This window comes from Robertmurraya beringensis (genome assembly GCF_042433785.1).
In the GTDB taxonomy this organism is placed as follows: domain Bacteria; phylum Bacillota; class Bacilli; order Bacillales; family Cytobacillaceae; genus Robertmurraya_A; species Robertmurraya_A beringensis.
Window position 1 is genome coordinate 33,087 of the sequence record NZ_JBHLUU010000032.1, and the last position, 14,557, is coordinate 47,643.

Annotated in this window: 16 protein-coding genes; 1 reads left to right on the forward strand and 15 read right to left on the reverse strand. The window is 35.4% G+C overall.

All coding sequences use genetic code 11. The features are described from left to right. Window positions 1-12 precede the first annotated feature (12 nt). The 8 genes from ACFFHF_RS10760 to ACFFHF_RS10795 form a co-directional block, all read right to left on the reverse strand. On the reverse strand, window positions 13-1,962 hold the full coding sequence (locus tag ACFFHF_RS10760; RefSeq protein ID WP_377058097.1) for a DNA polymerase: 1,950 nt from the start codon (window positions 1,960-1,962) through the stop codon (window positions 13-15). Between the two features lie 5 nt (window positions 1,963-1,967). Continuing rightward, on the reverse strand, window positions 1,968-2,516 hold the full coding sequence (locus tag ACFFHF_RS10765) for a DUF2815 family protein (protein ID WP_377058098.1): 549 nt from the start codon (window positions 2,514-2,516) through the stop codon (window positions 1,968-1,970). Between the two features lie 17 nt (window positions 2,517-2,533). Continuing rightward, window positions 2,534-3,697: a DUF2800 domain-containing protein gene (locus ACFFHF_RS10770; RefSeq protein WP_377058099.1), complete on the reverse strand. Its 1,164-nt coding sequence runs from the start codon at window positions 3,695-3,697 to the stop codon at window positions 2,534-2,536. 11 nt (window positions 3,698-3,708) lie between these two features. Next, window positions 3,709-4,050 carry an rRNA biogenesis protein rrp5 gene (locus ACFFHF_RS10775; protein ID WP_377058100.1) on the reverse strand — a complete coding sequence of 114 codons (342 nt, stop codon included), beginning with the start codon at window positions 4,048-4,050 and terminating at the stop codon, window positions 3,709-3,711. Next, window positions 4,037-4,204: a hypothetical protein gene (locus ACFFHF_RS10780; protein ID WP_377058101.1), complete on the reverse strand. Its 168-nt coding sequence runs from the start codon at window positions 4,202-4,204 to the stop codon at window positions 4,037-4,039. The genes ACFFHF_RS10775 and ACFFHF_RS10780 overlap by 14 nt, the downstream gene beginning before the upstream one ends. A 71-nt stretch (window positions 4,205-4,275) precedes the next feature. Then, the gene (locus ACFFHF_RS10785) at window positions 4,276-4,713 is read right to left on the reverse strand and encodes a sigma-70 family RNA polymerase sigma factor (RefSeq protein ID WP_377058102.1); all 438 of its coding nucleotides are present in this window, start codon (window positions 4,711-4,713) and stop codon (window positions 4,276-4,278) included. Window positions 4,714-5,055: 342 nt separating this feature from the next. Then, complete coding sequence (locus ACFFHF_RS10790) at window positions 5,056-5,262, reverse strand: hypothetical protein (protein WP_377058103.1); 207 nt, start codon at window positions 5,260-5,262, stop codon at window positions 5,056-5,058. 133 nt (window positions 5,263-5,395) lie between these two features. Continuing rightward, complete coding sequence (locus ACFFHF_RS10795) at window positions 5,396-5,548, reverse strand: hypothetical protein (protein WP_377058104.1); 153 nt, start codon at window positions 5,546-5,548, stop codon at window positions 5,396-5,398. Between the two features lie 277 nt (window positions 5,549-5,825). On the opposite strand from ACFFHF_RS10795, the gene ACFFHF_RS10800 reads away from it, so the two are divergent. After that, on the forward strand, window positions 5,826-6,542 hold the full coding sequence (locus tag ACFFHF_RS10800; protein ID WP_377058105.1) for a hypothetical protein: 717 nt from the start codon (window positions 5,826-5,828) through the stop codon (window positions 6,540-6,542). Between the two features lie 117 nt (window positions 6,543-6,659). Here the strand turns inward: ACFFHF_RS10800 and ACFFHF_RS10805 are convergent, their stop codons facing one another. From ACFFHF_RS10805 to ACFFHF_RS10835, 7 genes are all read right to left on the reverse strand, one after another. Next, a complete protein-coding gene (locus ACFFHF_RS10805; protein WP_377058106.1) occupies window positions 6,660-7,688 on the reverse strand; it encodes a GDP-mannose 4,6-dehydratase in 1,029 nt (342 codons plus the stop codon). Beyond that, the gene (locus ACFFHF_RS10810; RefSeq protein WP_377058107.1) at window positions 7,669-9,039 is read right to left on the reverse strand and encodes a UDP-glucose dehydrogenase family protein; all 1,371 of its coding nucleotides are present in this window, start codon (window positions 9,037-9,039) and stop codon (window positions 7,669-7,671) included. Before ACFFHF_RS10810 ends, ACFFHF_RS10805 begins: the two co-directional genes overlap by 20 nt. Window positions 9,040-9,109: 70 nt before the next feature. After that, on the reverse strand, window positions 9,110-9,595 hold the full coding sequence (locus ACFFHF_RS10815) for an acyltransferase (protein WP_377058108.1): 486 nt from the start codon (window positions 9,593-9,595) through the stop codon (window positions 9,110-9,112). Window positions 9,596-9,710: 115 nt separating this feature from the next. Continuing rightward, on the reverse strand, window positions 9,711-11,237 hold the full coding sequence (locus ACFFHF_RS10820) for a lipopolysaccharide biosynthesis protein (RefSeq protein ID WP_377058109.1): 1,527 nt from the start codon (window positions 11,235-11,237) through the stop codon (window positions 9,711-9,713). Between the two features lie 8 nt (window positions 11,238-11,245). After that, a complete protein-coding gene (locus ACFFHF_RS10825; protein WP_377058110.1) occupies window positions 11,246-12,196 on the reverse strand; it encodes a DUF6625 family protein in 951 nt (316 codons plus the stop codon). A 14-nt stretch (window positions 12,197-12,210) separates the two neighbouring features. After that, window positions 12,211-13,242 (reverse strand): glycosyltransferase family 2 protein, encoded by a 1,032-nt coding sequence (locus ACFFHF_RS10830; RefSeq protein ID WP_377058111.1) that lies wholly within the window; start codon window positions 13,240-13,242, stop codon window positions 12,211-12,213. Between the two features lie 12 nt (window positions 13,243-13,254). Next, on the reverse strand, window positions 13,255-14,550 hold the full coding sequence (locus ACFFHF_RS10835; protein ID WP_377058112.1) for an O-antigen polymerase: 1,296 nt from the start codon (window positions 14,548-14,550) through the stop codon (window positions 13,255-13,257). Window positions 14,551-14,557 lie beyond the last annotated feature (7 nt).

A 14,557-nucleotide genomic window follows, 5' to 3' on the forward strand; every position in this document is an offset into this window, starting at 1 on the left:
CCTATCCGAATGTTAATCTTTCTTGTAATAGAAGGTTTCAAAGCTATCCGCCCCAAGAGGTAGACCAGGTGCCCAATTAATTGATTGGCCCATTATGTTTTCTACCTCTTCCATTGACCCGGTTCCGATAGGAACATCAAGGATGACTTCATCATGAACATGAAAGTTAATGCGATACCCCACTTCATCCAACCGCAGCATGGCAACAGCAAGACAATCCCTAGCAATGGCCTGAATAATATTCTCCGTCAACTTCCCACCATAAGTAGGAATCCTTCCCCATTGCTTAGAGCCTTGTTCCGTTCCTTCATACGTAAGTTGCTCTTTTCCAAAACGCTCGTCTATCCCGATTCTTGGTCTAACATAAGCGAGGGACCGACCAGATGGCAGTGTAATAAATAGAATACCTTTGGTGTAATGAAAGGTAAGTCCATACTGCATTTTCACCACCGCTTTTTCTTTCACTGCTTTGATAGCTGCCGCTTCGATTCCCCACCAAAGTTTCACGATATTCGGATTAGCCTCTCGCCAAGCGGAAACTAACTCCGGAAGTTCATCCTCGGTCAACCCCATTTCTAAAGCCCCCATCTGCATCAACGCCCCTTTAGAACCGCCATAACCAAGAGCCAGTTCAGCAATTTTTCCTTTCTGCCTTAGCGGACTACCCTTATCAATCGTTTCAATTGGTACCTTGAACATTTGTGCAGCAGAAGCTTCATAAATCTTCCCATGAGATTGGAACACGTCCATTCGCCAACGCTCTCCCCCAAGCCAAGCAATTACTCTTGCTTCAATCGCTGAAAAGTCAGCTACAATAAAACGGTTGCCCTGTGAAGGAATAAACGCCGTTCGAATTAATTGAGATAATACGTCCGACACACTATCAAAAAGAAGTTCCAAAGCTTCATAGTTCCCTGACTTCAAAAGATCTCTTGCAATCTGTAAATCTATTAAACTGTTTCTTGGCAGGTTATGAATTTGAACAAGTCTACCCGCCCAGCGGCCTGTACGGTTTGCCCCGTAGAATTGCAACAAACCCCTAATTCTTTGGTCAGGACAGATAGACCGATCCATTGCTTCATACTTTTTCACTGATGTTTTTGACATTGCCTGTCTTAATTCCAACAGCCGCTTTACTTCCTGATTTTCCACTTCACCCATCAGTGCTTCTACATTTTTCTTTGCCAGACTATCTACTTCTATCCCTTGCTTAAGCAACCAGCCTTTTAACTGCGCTGGGCTATTTGGATTCTCTAGCCCTGTTAGGCGCACAGCTTCCTCAAAGAGCTTATCCTGAAATGCCTTATCTGCTTGAATGGCATTAATGACTAAGCCTTTATCGATGAGAACACCTTCATCGTTTATTTTCTGATCCAATTCCCAAAGTTTCTGTTCGACTTTCGTGATGGGGAAGGCCTCTAGCTTCTTTCGGATTTGTCTCTCGACCTCTACGTCCTGTTTGCAGTAATCCTTAAAGGTTACCCACTTATCCAAGTCATGTTCTGGTAAATTACGGCTCCTTCCCTCATTCACTTTTGTAGGTTTACATGGAACCGAAAAATAGCGAATTAAGGATTTCCCTTCCTTCAGTTTCTGTTCTTTCAACTTGAGGCATTTGGCCACACCATCAAGATATCCGGGCAACCCAAGCATTAATGCATGAACCGACGAACACCGCCATTGATCCGGCGGCATCGGCTTATTAAAGTGTTTGGCTAAACAAGTTCTTTCAAAATTGGCATTGTAAGCTGTCTTTATCACGGCTGGATCCGTAATGGCTTCTAAAACGTCAGTCGGTATCTTCTCACCTGAAGCTAAGTCAACAACCTGTACCTCTTCATCATCAACAGCATAAGCAAAAAGAAGAATTTCAAAATCAGATGACTCACAATAGGCATAGACCCCAGATTTAATGAGGTCTACACTACTGTAAGTTTCTATATCAATGGATAAGAGTTTCATTGACATCAACCTAAGATGTCATCTTCTTCATCGTCACTGTCATCGCCAAAATCAGCTTCAGCACTGCTACGGCCACCAAGTGGATCTCCATCATCTGTCTTCATAATGTTTTGAAGTCCGGCAGCAACCCCACGATTTCCGTTTACGTTAAACCCATAAAAGGTCAAACTAACTCGTCCATAGCAACCGGAGTAAAATTCGCTTTGGTCCATGATTGGATTTAAATCCGCATCGACAATTCCTGGTTTAATCTTGCTGTTGGCATTAATGAAGTAGGAATCCGCATAAGCCTCATCATCTTCACGATCCACATCACCGTCCCGCAGGGGCGTCTTCAAATTTGAAGGTACCTTGCCACCGAATTTATCCTTGTTTTCTTGAGTTGCTTTTTGAATCGCATCTTTAACCTTTTTGATAGTTTTCTTGTCCGATTTTGGGATAATAATACTTACTGAATACTTCAGGTCACTTCCATTAACGCTGACTGCTTGATGTACATTTGCATAACTGAACCGTACTGGATTTTCCTTTGTTCCAATTGTGATCTTTATCATTATTTAGTTCCTCCTCATTATTGAAAATCTGCTTCAGGTGAAGCTTTTATTTCTGGTCGCTTTTCCTCTTCAGGCACGAGCTTTATCTTGCCTGGCGCTTTTGTAATAAGAGAACCAAGCAACTCTTGAAACGCCTTTTTACCAAGTTCCTTTTCAAGTGTCGTAATAGTATTGAGTGATTTCTTATAAATCACATCTCCGTCATATCCAGCAGCAGTGAGTGCTTCAACCACAGCATTTTCATCACTATATTTACGGCTACCTCTGCCCTCAACCAGTTTCATCCCTGGCCATTGCTTGTTTTCATTCATCGCCATAGCAAATGCATATTCTTGTACATCTTTTGCCCAGCTCAGCAGCTGATCAATGGAAGTTAATACTTCTACTACTTCATCATCTGTCAGTAAGGGAGGTTTCTGAAAATCCATACAAGCAAGTTTCAGATTTTCTTCTGCTCTCGCTCTACAAGTCGCTTTCACCTTACAAAAGCGGCAATGCTCGCCAGCCATGAAGTCACCTTCACCCTTAAAAGCTAACTCCGCTTTGGGCTTGACCTCATTCTCTGCCCATTCCAATAGTTCTTCGACCTGCATTTCATCAGTGGAGATATTATCTAACCTTGGCTGCACAATGGTCATCAGTATTTTCTGAGTATCATAGAGTACACCAAAGTTGTTTAATGCACCCAAAGCGTACAGTCGCATTTGTGGGTTTTCAACTGCTGAAACCTTGACACCTTTCCCACCCTTAAGATCAATAACTTCTAATCTATCACCATAAATCAGTATTACGTCCCCGGTTCCGAATCCATCTGGAACATAGGGACTAAAATCTACCCTTTCCTCAATAAGGATGAGCGGATCCTTGCTAGATGCCCTAGCCTCGTTCATCTTTTCAGTAACAACATCTACATAGGTTTTTACAGCTTGTTCAATTTCTGAGTTATAAAATTCATTTTGTTTCATCTGCTTCAGCTTTTTGTTCAACTGAGCTTTTGTTATGTTTTTTAGTTCATGAGACAAATAGAGTTCTGACAGCTCATGCATGAATGTACCTTCTTTGGCAAAGACGCTTGTCGTTTCTTCGTACTGTTCTGACAACCGAACACTTGGTGGACAAGCTAACCAGCGACTCGCACCAGAAGCACTTAAACTCGCATGCGCTCTTTCTGAATGATTCATAGCTTTCCTCATTAAAGTTTCCCCGCTTCTTCTAAAAGCTCCGGATACTTTTCAGCTGGGATGTCACTTAATTTCTTAGCCCCAAAACTAGTAATTAGCTCTTTCACTTGTAACTGTTTTCCATCTTGAGAAAGTGCTGCAAGTTTTGCCCTGACATCTTCCAATGTTGGAAGCTTAGCTTTTTGAGGCTGTGTAGATTTCTTCGGTTCCTTGATTTCCTCCGCTTCCTGTTTCTCAACAGGGGCAGCGGAGTCCGTTTGATTACTCTCTAATGCAAACACCAAGGTTTCAATACTTCCTGCTAGATTTCTTAAGTCTGTTACTACATCAAGTGCAAGTTTAATTTTGCTCATGTGCTTTTTCTCCCTTCTTTTCATTTTGTACATCAAGCTGACTCAGTCGATTGGCTAGTCTTTTCGATACAATGCTGATAGCCGTAAGGACTCCAACCATCTCTTCCTGCATATCTTTATTGACACCTTTTTGCTTTACTTGTGTTGTCATCATCAGTCACCTCCTCGTTTTAGATATGGCCCTTCACTTATTAGCCAATGGGAAGGATCGTTTGGTAACCAAAATTACAAAAAATATTTTTTAAGCTTGTCCAACACCTTTTTATGCCGCTTAACCACAGCTACATGAGAGATGTTTTCTTCCTTCGCTACCTCTCTTACTGTTAATTCTTTATAGTAAAGAGCCTGTATGAGCGCTTGTTCCTTTTCATTCAGTTCAGCCATCGCTTCCTGCAAGATTAATAGAGTTGCCTTGTCACAAAGAATATCTTCTATCATTAGGTCATCTTCAAAATCAGCACCCAGTTCAATCAAACGATTGATTGAATCTTCTTTGCTCGGTACAAAATCAACTGTTTCTGCTTCAAGATCAACAGCTATCCGTCCAACTTTAATATCCTCTTCCAGGTACCGCTCTCTTCTTTTCATTTTGTAATACTCCTTGTAGACCTCCTCATTAACACAGACCTGCTCCTTGCCGATTTTAATATAAAACTCAGTCATTCTCTTTTCCTCCTATGGCCCGGCAAGGAGGAAAAGAGACAAAAAAATAAGCCGGACACAGAACACCCAACTGCATTATTTGCAGGGCGATCCATGTCCGGCTTATAGGTAGTTCACACCACGACTCCATTGCTCGGTACCGATTATTTTTGATTCAATGTGCATTCACTTGCTAGATGATCATTTTTTCTCAAAATATCGATCATCCGGCCTGGGTAATGCAGTCGATTCCTCGCTCGGTATCATCGTGATATGAACTTTTTATATAAATAAAAAAGGCCCAGATATATCAGTTATACTCCACTGATTTATCCGGACCCTAAGGTAGATCTGATTTGCAACTCATGGTGAGGCACTATCTCCTTTTCGTCTCGCTTTTGGTTTTCTGCTGACTTGTTTAAATTCATTTGTCGCGAGTTCAACTTCCCAAACCCGCTTACATCTAGTGCACTTCGTTTGTACGGGACCACACGCTTGAACCCCTTTATCAAACAACCTGTAACCACAGGCAGGACATTCAACTCGTGTAATGCTAGCTTCTTTTATCATTTGTTTTCCTCCCAACTATGCTGAAGCCATTTAAATGAAAAGTAATCCTTAATTATATTTTACATAGGAACACATGTTCTGTACAGTGAGAATTGTAAACAGTTGTCAATTAGCAACAAATATCAAAGCTAAATTACACCGCTTCCCCGTGAACCTCATTATTTAAAAATGATACATTAATCACTTTTCTGCATTTGGGACATTTTACTTGTACTTCCGCCTCCTTTGCCGAAAGCATGTCCATTAACCTTTTCTTACAAACCGGGCATTTTACTACTGTAGCCATTGATTCCATCCCCTTTTAATATCATGTAATTGAACTGAATTTAATATTGTTAGAACTTCACTTTATGTATTGTTTACAGTCAATAGATGTAGCAAAAAAATATGCGAGCAAAATAAACAATGTACCAGATGATTTTTCCAACAACTAATTTTGAAATTATTATATCACGCTACAAAAATTTACACAACATAATTATTGAAATTATTTTTGTTGTCTATTGACTGTACTTAATGGATAAAATATAATAAGAACATAAGATAGGATGAGGTGAATTATAATGGATAGTGAGGAACAATTCAATAAAGAGGAGTTTGCCAATCTTCTTGACCGGGCGAAAGGTGAAAGATCCATAAATAATTTCGCTAATGAAACAGGTGTAAGTGCCGCTCACATCTCCAGGTTTCTTAGACAAATGATCGCTTCACCTCCCACTCCGGAAACAATATCAAAATTTGCAGCAAAAGCACATAATGAAGTTACATATCAAGATCTTATGGTTGCTGCTGGGCATTTAGCTAGAAAAGATGAATCGGATGAAAATAGAAATGGCGGAGTAGAGAAATACTCTCCGATGAACTTTAGAGAGCAAATGGAAGAGTTAGAGAGAAAATTCCTACAGGTTATATTGGCTGATTTATTTGAGAGGCCATTTAAATGGAGTGTAGAAAAGACTGAGGAAAGATTTAGATTCCCTGATATGGTACTTAACATAGAGCACAATGAATATAAAAGATGGTATTTAGATTTTAGACCAAGTATTCCAGGCCGGAACCACCCTTCATTCCACCCATTTCACCTTTATGGGCGGATTGCTACATTTGAATTACTTGAAACTGATAAATTTACTATAGTTGTTAATGATGAAAAGGATTTTAATTATATCATGAGGAGACTACCATTATCTCTTCGAGCTAATTTATATGTAATGCTTATTGATCTTGAGTGGGGAAAAATATTAAAAGAAGAAATGCTGTGCAAATATAGGAAGGATTGAATATGGAATGGAGGATTATGTTATGAAGTGCATGATCCTCTTCTTTGTGGTCGGAAAAGATAAAAAGTACGACAAATAAGCCCGCCGAGCCACTTTTGGCCCAGCGGGTAATTGTAATTAGTCCTTCAAATTATAATAATCTACATACCAATCGGCAAATTTCTGAAGCCCTTCTTCAATCGAAGTCTCCGGCTTAAAGTCTACGGCTTTCTGCAATTGATCCGTCGAAGCATAAGTAGCTGGCACATCACCCGGCTTAATAGGTTCAAAGACCTTTTCAAATTGTACTTCTTTGCCTAGCGCTTTACTTAAGGCCTGTTCTAATGTTTCAATAAACACCATCAATTTTTCTGGGCTATTGTTTCCAATGTTAAAGACTTTATGTTGAACTTCACCTTCCGGTGGATTACTTAATAATCGTTCGATTCCTTCAACAATATCATCTATATAAGTAAAGTCCCGGTAAAGATCATTCTCAAAATCACCATTATTAAATATCTTAATTGGTTCACCAGCAAAATACTTATTTGCAAATCCATAATAGGCCATATCTGGTCTACCCATAGGGCCATAAACAGTAAAGAACCGAAGCCCTGTAGCTGGAATTTTATAAAGGTGGCTATACGTATGTGCCATTAATTCATTTGATTTCTTTGTAGATGCATAAAGTGATACTGGGTTATCTACAAAATCTGTTTCCTCAAATGGAACCTTTTTATTAGCCCCATAAACAGAACTAGAAGATGCATATACAAGATGGTCCACTGGATTATATCTACACGCCTCAAGGATATTATAAAAGCCAATGATATTACTTTGAATATAAACATCCGGATTCTCGATTGAATATCTTACTCCTGCTTGAGCCGCTAGGTTTACTACAACGTTAGGCTTGAACTCTTCAAAGGTCTTCATTATCAAATCCTTGTCTGATATGTCACCTTTAATAAAAGTAAAATTCTTATAAGGTTCCAAATTCCCTAAACGAGTATGTTTAAGATTCACATCATAGTAGTCATTGACATTATCAATACCAATCACCCGGCAACCCTGTTCCAGTAGTTTTCTAGATAAGAAGTATCCGATAAAACCAGCTGCTCCAGTGATTAGGTATGTTTTACTAGGATCAAGAGTTTTGTAATTCAAGATTCTTCGACTCCTTTAAAGCTTCTCTAGTTGCTGGCTTTCTTCCGATTGAGTGGTACTCTACTCGAGCCTCCTGCATTTCTTCAACACGGTAGATATTTCTTCCGTCATATACTAATGGAGTTCTCATTAATTTCTTGTACGTTTCAGGTGTTAATGCTTTTACTTCTCCCCATTCAGTAAAGATAAAGCAGACATTAGCACCTTCTAATGCATGCTCGATATTGGCAACATACGTGATACTACCTTTGCCATTTTTACCTTCTGGATGAACTTTGGCAAAATTCTCTGCTCCCACAGGATCATAAGCATAGATATCGGCACCTTGTTCTAATAATAAAGGCACATTCTCAAGAGATGCTGCCTCTCTTAAATCGTCCGTTCCAGGCTTAAAAGTTAATCCTAACACCGCAACCTTAAGACCGTTAAATGTAATAAGTCTTTTACTAGCTTTCTTATAAAGCATTGTTTTTTGTTCTTTGTTTACATCAATAGCAGCTTTAACTGTTTTAAGCTCATATCCGTTCTGTTTAGCAATATACTCAAGCGCTTTTGTATCCTTAGGAAAGCATGATCCACCAAAGCCAATCCCTGCATTTAAAAACTTACTTCCAATACGTTCATCAAAACTCATCCCTTTTGCTACATCTTGAATATCCGCTCCAACAAGTTCACATAGATTTGCAATATCATTCATATAAGAAATTTTAAGGGCAAGGAAGTCATTTGAAGCATATTTGATCATCTCAGCAGATCTTCTATTCACTGAAACAATCGGTAAGTGAAACGGTTCATAAATTTTTGTTAATAATTCCTCAGCCCATTTACTTTCTGTTCCAATAATGATTCTCTCAGCATGAAGAGTATCATGAACGGCAGATCCTTGCGCTAAGAACTCAGGGTTTGATGCTACTTCTACTTTCACATCTTTGACTAAAAAGTCCTGAATAAACTGTTCCACTTTATCATTCGTTCCAACTGGAACAGTAGATTTCACAACAACAAGACAGTCCTTTTCTACAGATTCAGCAATTTGCCTTGCAACAGTTGCAATATACGAAAGATTCGCGGAACCATCTGGCTGTTCTGGGGTACCTACACCAATAAATATTGCATCTGCATCCTTGTAGGCAGATTGGTAATCAGTCGTATAATTAATTCTTCCAGCAGCATAATTCTTTCTCATTAACTCTTCCAAATCAGCCTCATAAATTGGAGATACGCCTGATTTCATTGATTCGACTTTTTGATTATCTATATCAACACAAGTTACTTGATGGCCGACTTCAGCAAAACATACGCCAGCTACTAAACCAACATAGCCTGTTCCAGCTACTGCTATCTTATACATTTAGACCATCCTTTATCTAATTATTTTTTATATAAAAATTGATAAATATTCATTTTGTAAGACTTACTTCTTACAAATTTTTAATTCTTTTAGCTGGCACACCCGCATATATTCCATTTGGTTCACAATCTTTATTAACAACTGAACCTGCAGCTATTACACATCCACTACCAATGGTAACACCTGGTAAAATTGTTGCACGAGCACCAATCCAACAACCATCCCCTACCTTAATTGGTTTTCCAATAGGACGACCAGCTCTTTTACTTGCATGTCCTGAATCGTGGGTAGCAGTGCAAAACATAACCTCCATAGCAATGCTACAGTTATTTCCTATTTCAATGGGAGCCATTGTATTTTCGAAAAAACAATTATGATTTATAAAGGATCCATTACCGATTTTCAAATTACTCCTACAGATAAATTGACCAGAATATATCTGACTATTTATAATGCTAATTCCAAACAATCTATATATTAAAACCCTTATCTTATTATGGATAATTGATGATGAAGAAATGGAGTTTATAAATAATGACCAAATAAATTGTTTCATTGATTTCCCTCCCCTAAATAAAAACGATTGCAAACTCACCACAGGGTTATTTCCAATTTAATACCTTTACAATTTCTTAAAAAATCCCACAACATTGAAAAGTCATGTTCCTAAACTATTGTTTTTTACGTCTAATTTTATAATAGAATTTTAATATAATAGTTTTAATTAATGTTCTCTCTTCATTACGGGAAAAGAACAATACTAATAAAATAAAGTAAAAAATTATTGTAATAAAACTAATTATGAATACTCCCAGCCAATCATGTGATAGGAATGTTCTACTTATACCACTAATTATGCCTACCAAAAATGTCACAAAACATACTTTAAATATAGTTTTATAAAGACCCTTTGAAGAAATCCCCATAATTTTGGATGTATATTTCGGCATAAAAATGAAATTCATGAGAGAATAAGAGAAAAATCCACTAATCGCTAGCCCTAATGCCCCTAAATCAATTAAACTGGTAAGAAAAACTGCAAGGGAAATATTTATAAAACCGGTAAAAAGTTGCATAAACGCAGGTACCTTTACCTTTTGATAAGTAATTAAAATAGCAAACAGCGGTGAAATACAAACATTAATCGCTAAGGTTACAGCAAATATTATTAAAATAAATTGATACTTTAAAAAATTATCTCCAAGCCATAGCGCCACTACTATATCTCCAATTCCACCAAATAGACCAATTGGAATAGCCATCAAACATCCCGTAAACCAGACGGATTTTTTTGTATATTCTGTAAGTTCTACTATGCGATTTTTTGCATAAAGTTCTATATACCTTGGTGAAAATGTTGATGATATTGAATTACCTAATGACTTAATTAACTGAGGGATTTGATATATACCAGCAAATTCACCTGCAGTAGTAGCACTTAAATTTTTATTTGCTACAATTACGTCACTCTGATTATAGAGCAGCGATCCAAAGTTTGTTAGAGAATTCCAAGAACCAACAGAAAGTAAGGTTTTAGCCTTATCCTTACTAAATCTTGTTAAATTAATTTTCATATCAGGCATTAATTTTCTAAAAGTATAGAATTCCATTAATAAAAGTAACAACATGCCAATTGAATTTGCTAAACTATAATACCACAGCTCTTTATAATAAGTTATTAGTATAATTCCTAATATAGATCGAATTATAATAGAAATCATCAGGTTGTTATTAGAAATATACAGCTTATTTTCAGAAAAAGCGGCAACCTTAAATGCTATACTTAATGTACTGAACAAAAATGCAATACCTTGAAATAATAGAGCTAATTTTACATCTTTTATTAAGTTATCAGGTACATTTAAAAAAAGTTGTATATCATTCGCTACAATATAAATGATAAAAAGGAATAGGAAACTTACTGATAATAATGAAAAAAAGGATGTGTTTAGATATTCCTCCGCTTCACGTATGTTTCTGTTTTTAATGGAAATAGTAAAATACCTTCCTACCATTGAGGTAAACGCTATAGAGATTGCGTTTATATAATTCATTATACTTTGAATAATCGGGATGAAAGCATACGCCACTACACCAATTTCTTTTATTAATATAGGGGTTATTACTAATGTAGCTATAACATTTATACCTAAAGCAAATATATTAGTAAACATATTTAAAGAGAACCGATTCTTCAATTTAGCGCCTACTTCATTTTTCGTTTTATTTTTTTCTTAATTACTTTGAATAAATGCTTATAATAAAAAGACTTCTCTTGAAATTTCTCCACTAATTTTCCTTGATATGGATTATATATGGAAAAATTTAGTGTTTCTAAGTTATCATTTTTTATTAAGTTAAATCCATCAGGACCTATTAAGAAGCTTGAATAATCATTTGAATATTTTTTGACATTATTAAACTTTCTTTTTTGAAAATGGATATAGAGATATTCCTCTTCATAGATTTTTCCATTATCAATATATGCGTGAATAATAGACCCATCTCTCCATAAAAAAAGCTGATTTTCATAGTTTTTTTTACCGGTTATTTTAAATCTTCTATAACTAGGAGAAATATCAGCAAAAATTCTTTTATCGTAAATCGAGTATTTATTCTTTTTATATATTTCATTAATCGTTATCTCATCAAATGCTACGTGCTCTTCATTGCATAAAGCAGTAATATAATTTATTTCCCCCCCAGTGTCTTTGTACCTTTCATTTACAATGCTAGTATTTCTATATAATGTTAAGTGGCCAAGGGTAAGTACCTTATCATATTTATTCAGTATTTCGTTTGTAATAAATTTAGATATATCTCCAAATATCATATCGAAATCACAATGTCCCCAGAAATCATAATCCTTGATATCATCCTCAAAGATTTTCCCATAAACCGGTTTAAAATCACAGAGTTTATATGGCGCATTTATGACTGCTTGAATTCCTAACTTATCTCTTGCTAAACTTTCTATTTTTCCTAAAGTAGTATTAATCATAGCTACATTTTCAGGTAAATCTGGATAAGTCTGATCTGTATATATGATCCAATCTATATGGTTATTAGTTGAACAGGATTTTAGCCAATAGCTAAAATAATCGGGTAAGTTACCAAAATAACATCCTATAATCACTATCTTATATTTGTCCTGCACTTTAAATGCTCCTTTTACCTATATTCCAAATGATTATACTTTTTAAAACGAATTCGAATTGAACTATATATAGTTTTAGAATAGATTAGATAGTTTGAAGGACGTGCTGCCCTCCAGAACATGTTAGACTTAAAGAATACTAAAATCTTTTGCGGATTGTCCATCACTGTCTTAATAACAAAAATAAAATACCTTTTCATAAGTGTTTTAATAAATACTTTATTTTCATTCTTTTTACTTCTGAATAAATAATCAGTCCAATTATTAACAGACTCTATTGAAAATTCTCCAGAAGGTATGTTCCCACATAAAATAGAGTGTGACTGTATATCAATGTATGAAGGCTCTATGTCTAGTTCACGCAGTAATCGATACTGTATATTCGTAGTAATCTCTTTTTGCTGTTCTTTTGATTTATTGGTTATCTGGTCCTCATGTACTCTGTAAAGAAGTAGCGGCTCTTCTAGTATTCGTATAGGAAAATGACTTTTACACCTACTCCATAAGTCATAATCTTGTGATTTTTTTATACTCTCATCGTAATATAAATTATATCTCTCAATTAAACACTTACGTATAATTACACTAGGATGAACTATTGGACAGCCAAATATAAGTTCACTTCCTATAGATTCAAAATCGTCCCTTATAGTATTTATCAAACCGTTTTTTTCTCCAAAATAATATGCCCAAGTAGCTAGCACACCCACATCGTCATTATTCTCCATAAACTTAACCTGTTTTTCTATACGAGTTGGTAGACTTATATCATCTGCGTCCATTCTAACTATATATTTTCCATTCGAGAATCTTAGTCCTTTATTAAGAGACTTAGTTAAGCCTAAGTTTTCATTATTCTCTATATAAGTTATTCTAGAATCATTGTTTGATAGTATTATTGTTTTTGTGTTATCAGTAGAGCAGTCGTTTATCACTATTAATTCAAAGTTTGTATATGTTTGGTTTAAGATACTTAAAATAGCATCCTGTACATATTCCTCTCCATTAAATACTGACATCACTATTGATACTAGTGGATTAACCATTTTTCACCAACCTTACGATATCTTTTTGTATTTTTCCTTTTTTGTAAAAACCCATAAAAAAAACATTGTAAACCAAGGCCAAGGATGTATAAGGTCCCATTGCATAGTGCTACTAATTATTAAATACAGAAAAAATATATATAATTGGTAAGCTCTCAATGATTGTTTTCTTTTTACATAAATAAAAACCAATGAACATACTATACCAAAAATGAAGGGAATTATTATAACTCCTAAAATCCCAAAATCTCTACCAAACGTATATAAAGATGTAGCGAAAGCATTATATATAGTATTAGTGCCTATAACATAATCTTGACCTGTTACTCCCAACACAATTTCGTCTGGTCGGAGTATTTCAATACCTGTTATAACAGAAAATGTTGTAAGTAATGGTGCTATTAATCCCCCAATGGATGCAAATCCAAATAAATAGCCACCACCTATATCGGGATAACTCTCTAAATTTGTTAAAATATCCAACATGGTAAACGATCCCGTAAAATAAGTAACCAAATTTCCAGCTATGCTTAAACCTGGTAAACTTCGTTGGCTTGTAATAACTAACATAGAAACTATACCAACAATAGATAATAGCAAAGTTACTTTTCTTCTTTTCAATATTTTTATATCATATTTTTTAAAGGATTTTAGGAATAAGCTTGATAAAACGAGCATTACTATAAATCTATAAATAATCCATCTTCCACCAAACGTAAATGTATAAACTAATATGACAACCAATGCTAAAAAGAACAGAATCTTTTTTCCTTTACTTAAAGTTAATTGTATTGTTGCTGTTATCATAGTTGCTGTAAAAATCCCTAAAACTAGCCACTGAATGATAACTAAATTTAATAAAGAACCCGTTAATCCATCTTCACTTAACGAAACTGCCCTTAAAATTGCCGCACCGTGATTTATAAATATCTCAATTGCTTCAAGCGTGTATGGAATCATAAAAAGAATAGCAGCAAGATTGATAACTATAACATTTCTATAATTAACATTACCTTTTATATCATTACTTTTTATATCTATTTTTTTTAGATTTCCTGTTTTATCTCTCTTAGAAACAATTATTATACAACCCACACTAAATGCAATTATTGATAATAGAACCATCATATATACATCTACATCAGGTTTAAAAAGCCCAAAAAGTCCCAGGCTAGATATAATAGAATTAATAGTCCACCATATAGAATAAATAGAAATAGGGTTAATAATATTATTAAACATATCTCTAGAAACTACTGTAAGTATTAAACTAAGTAATACCATCAATATTAAAATAAATATAATCATGTTATCT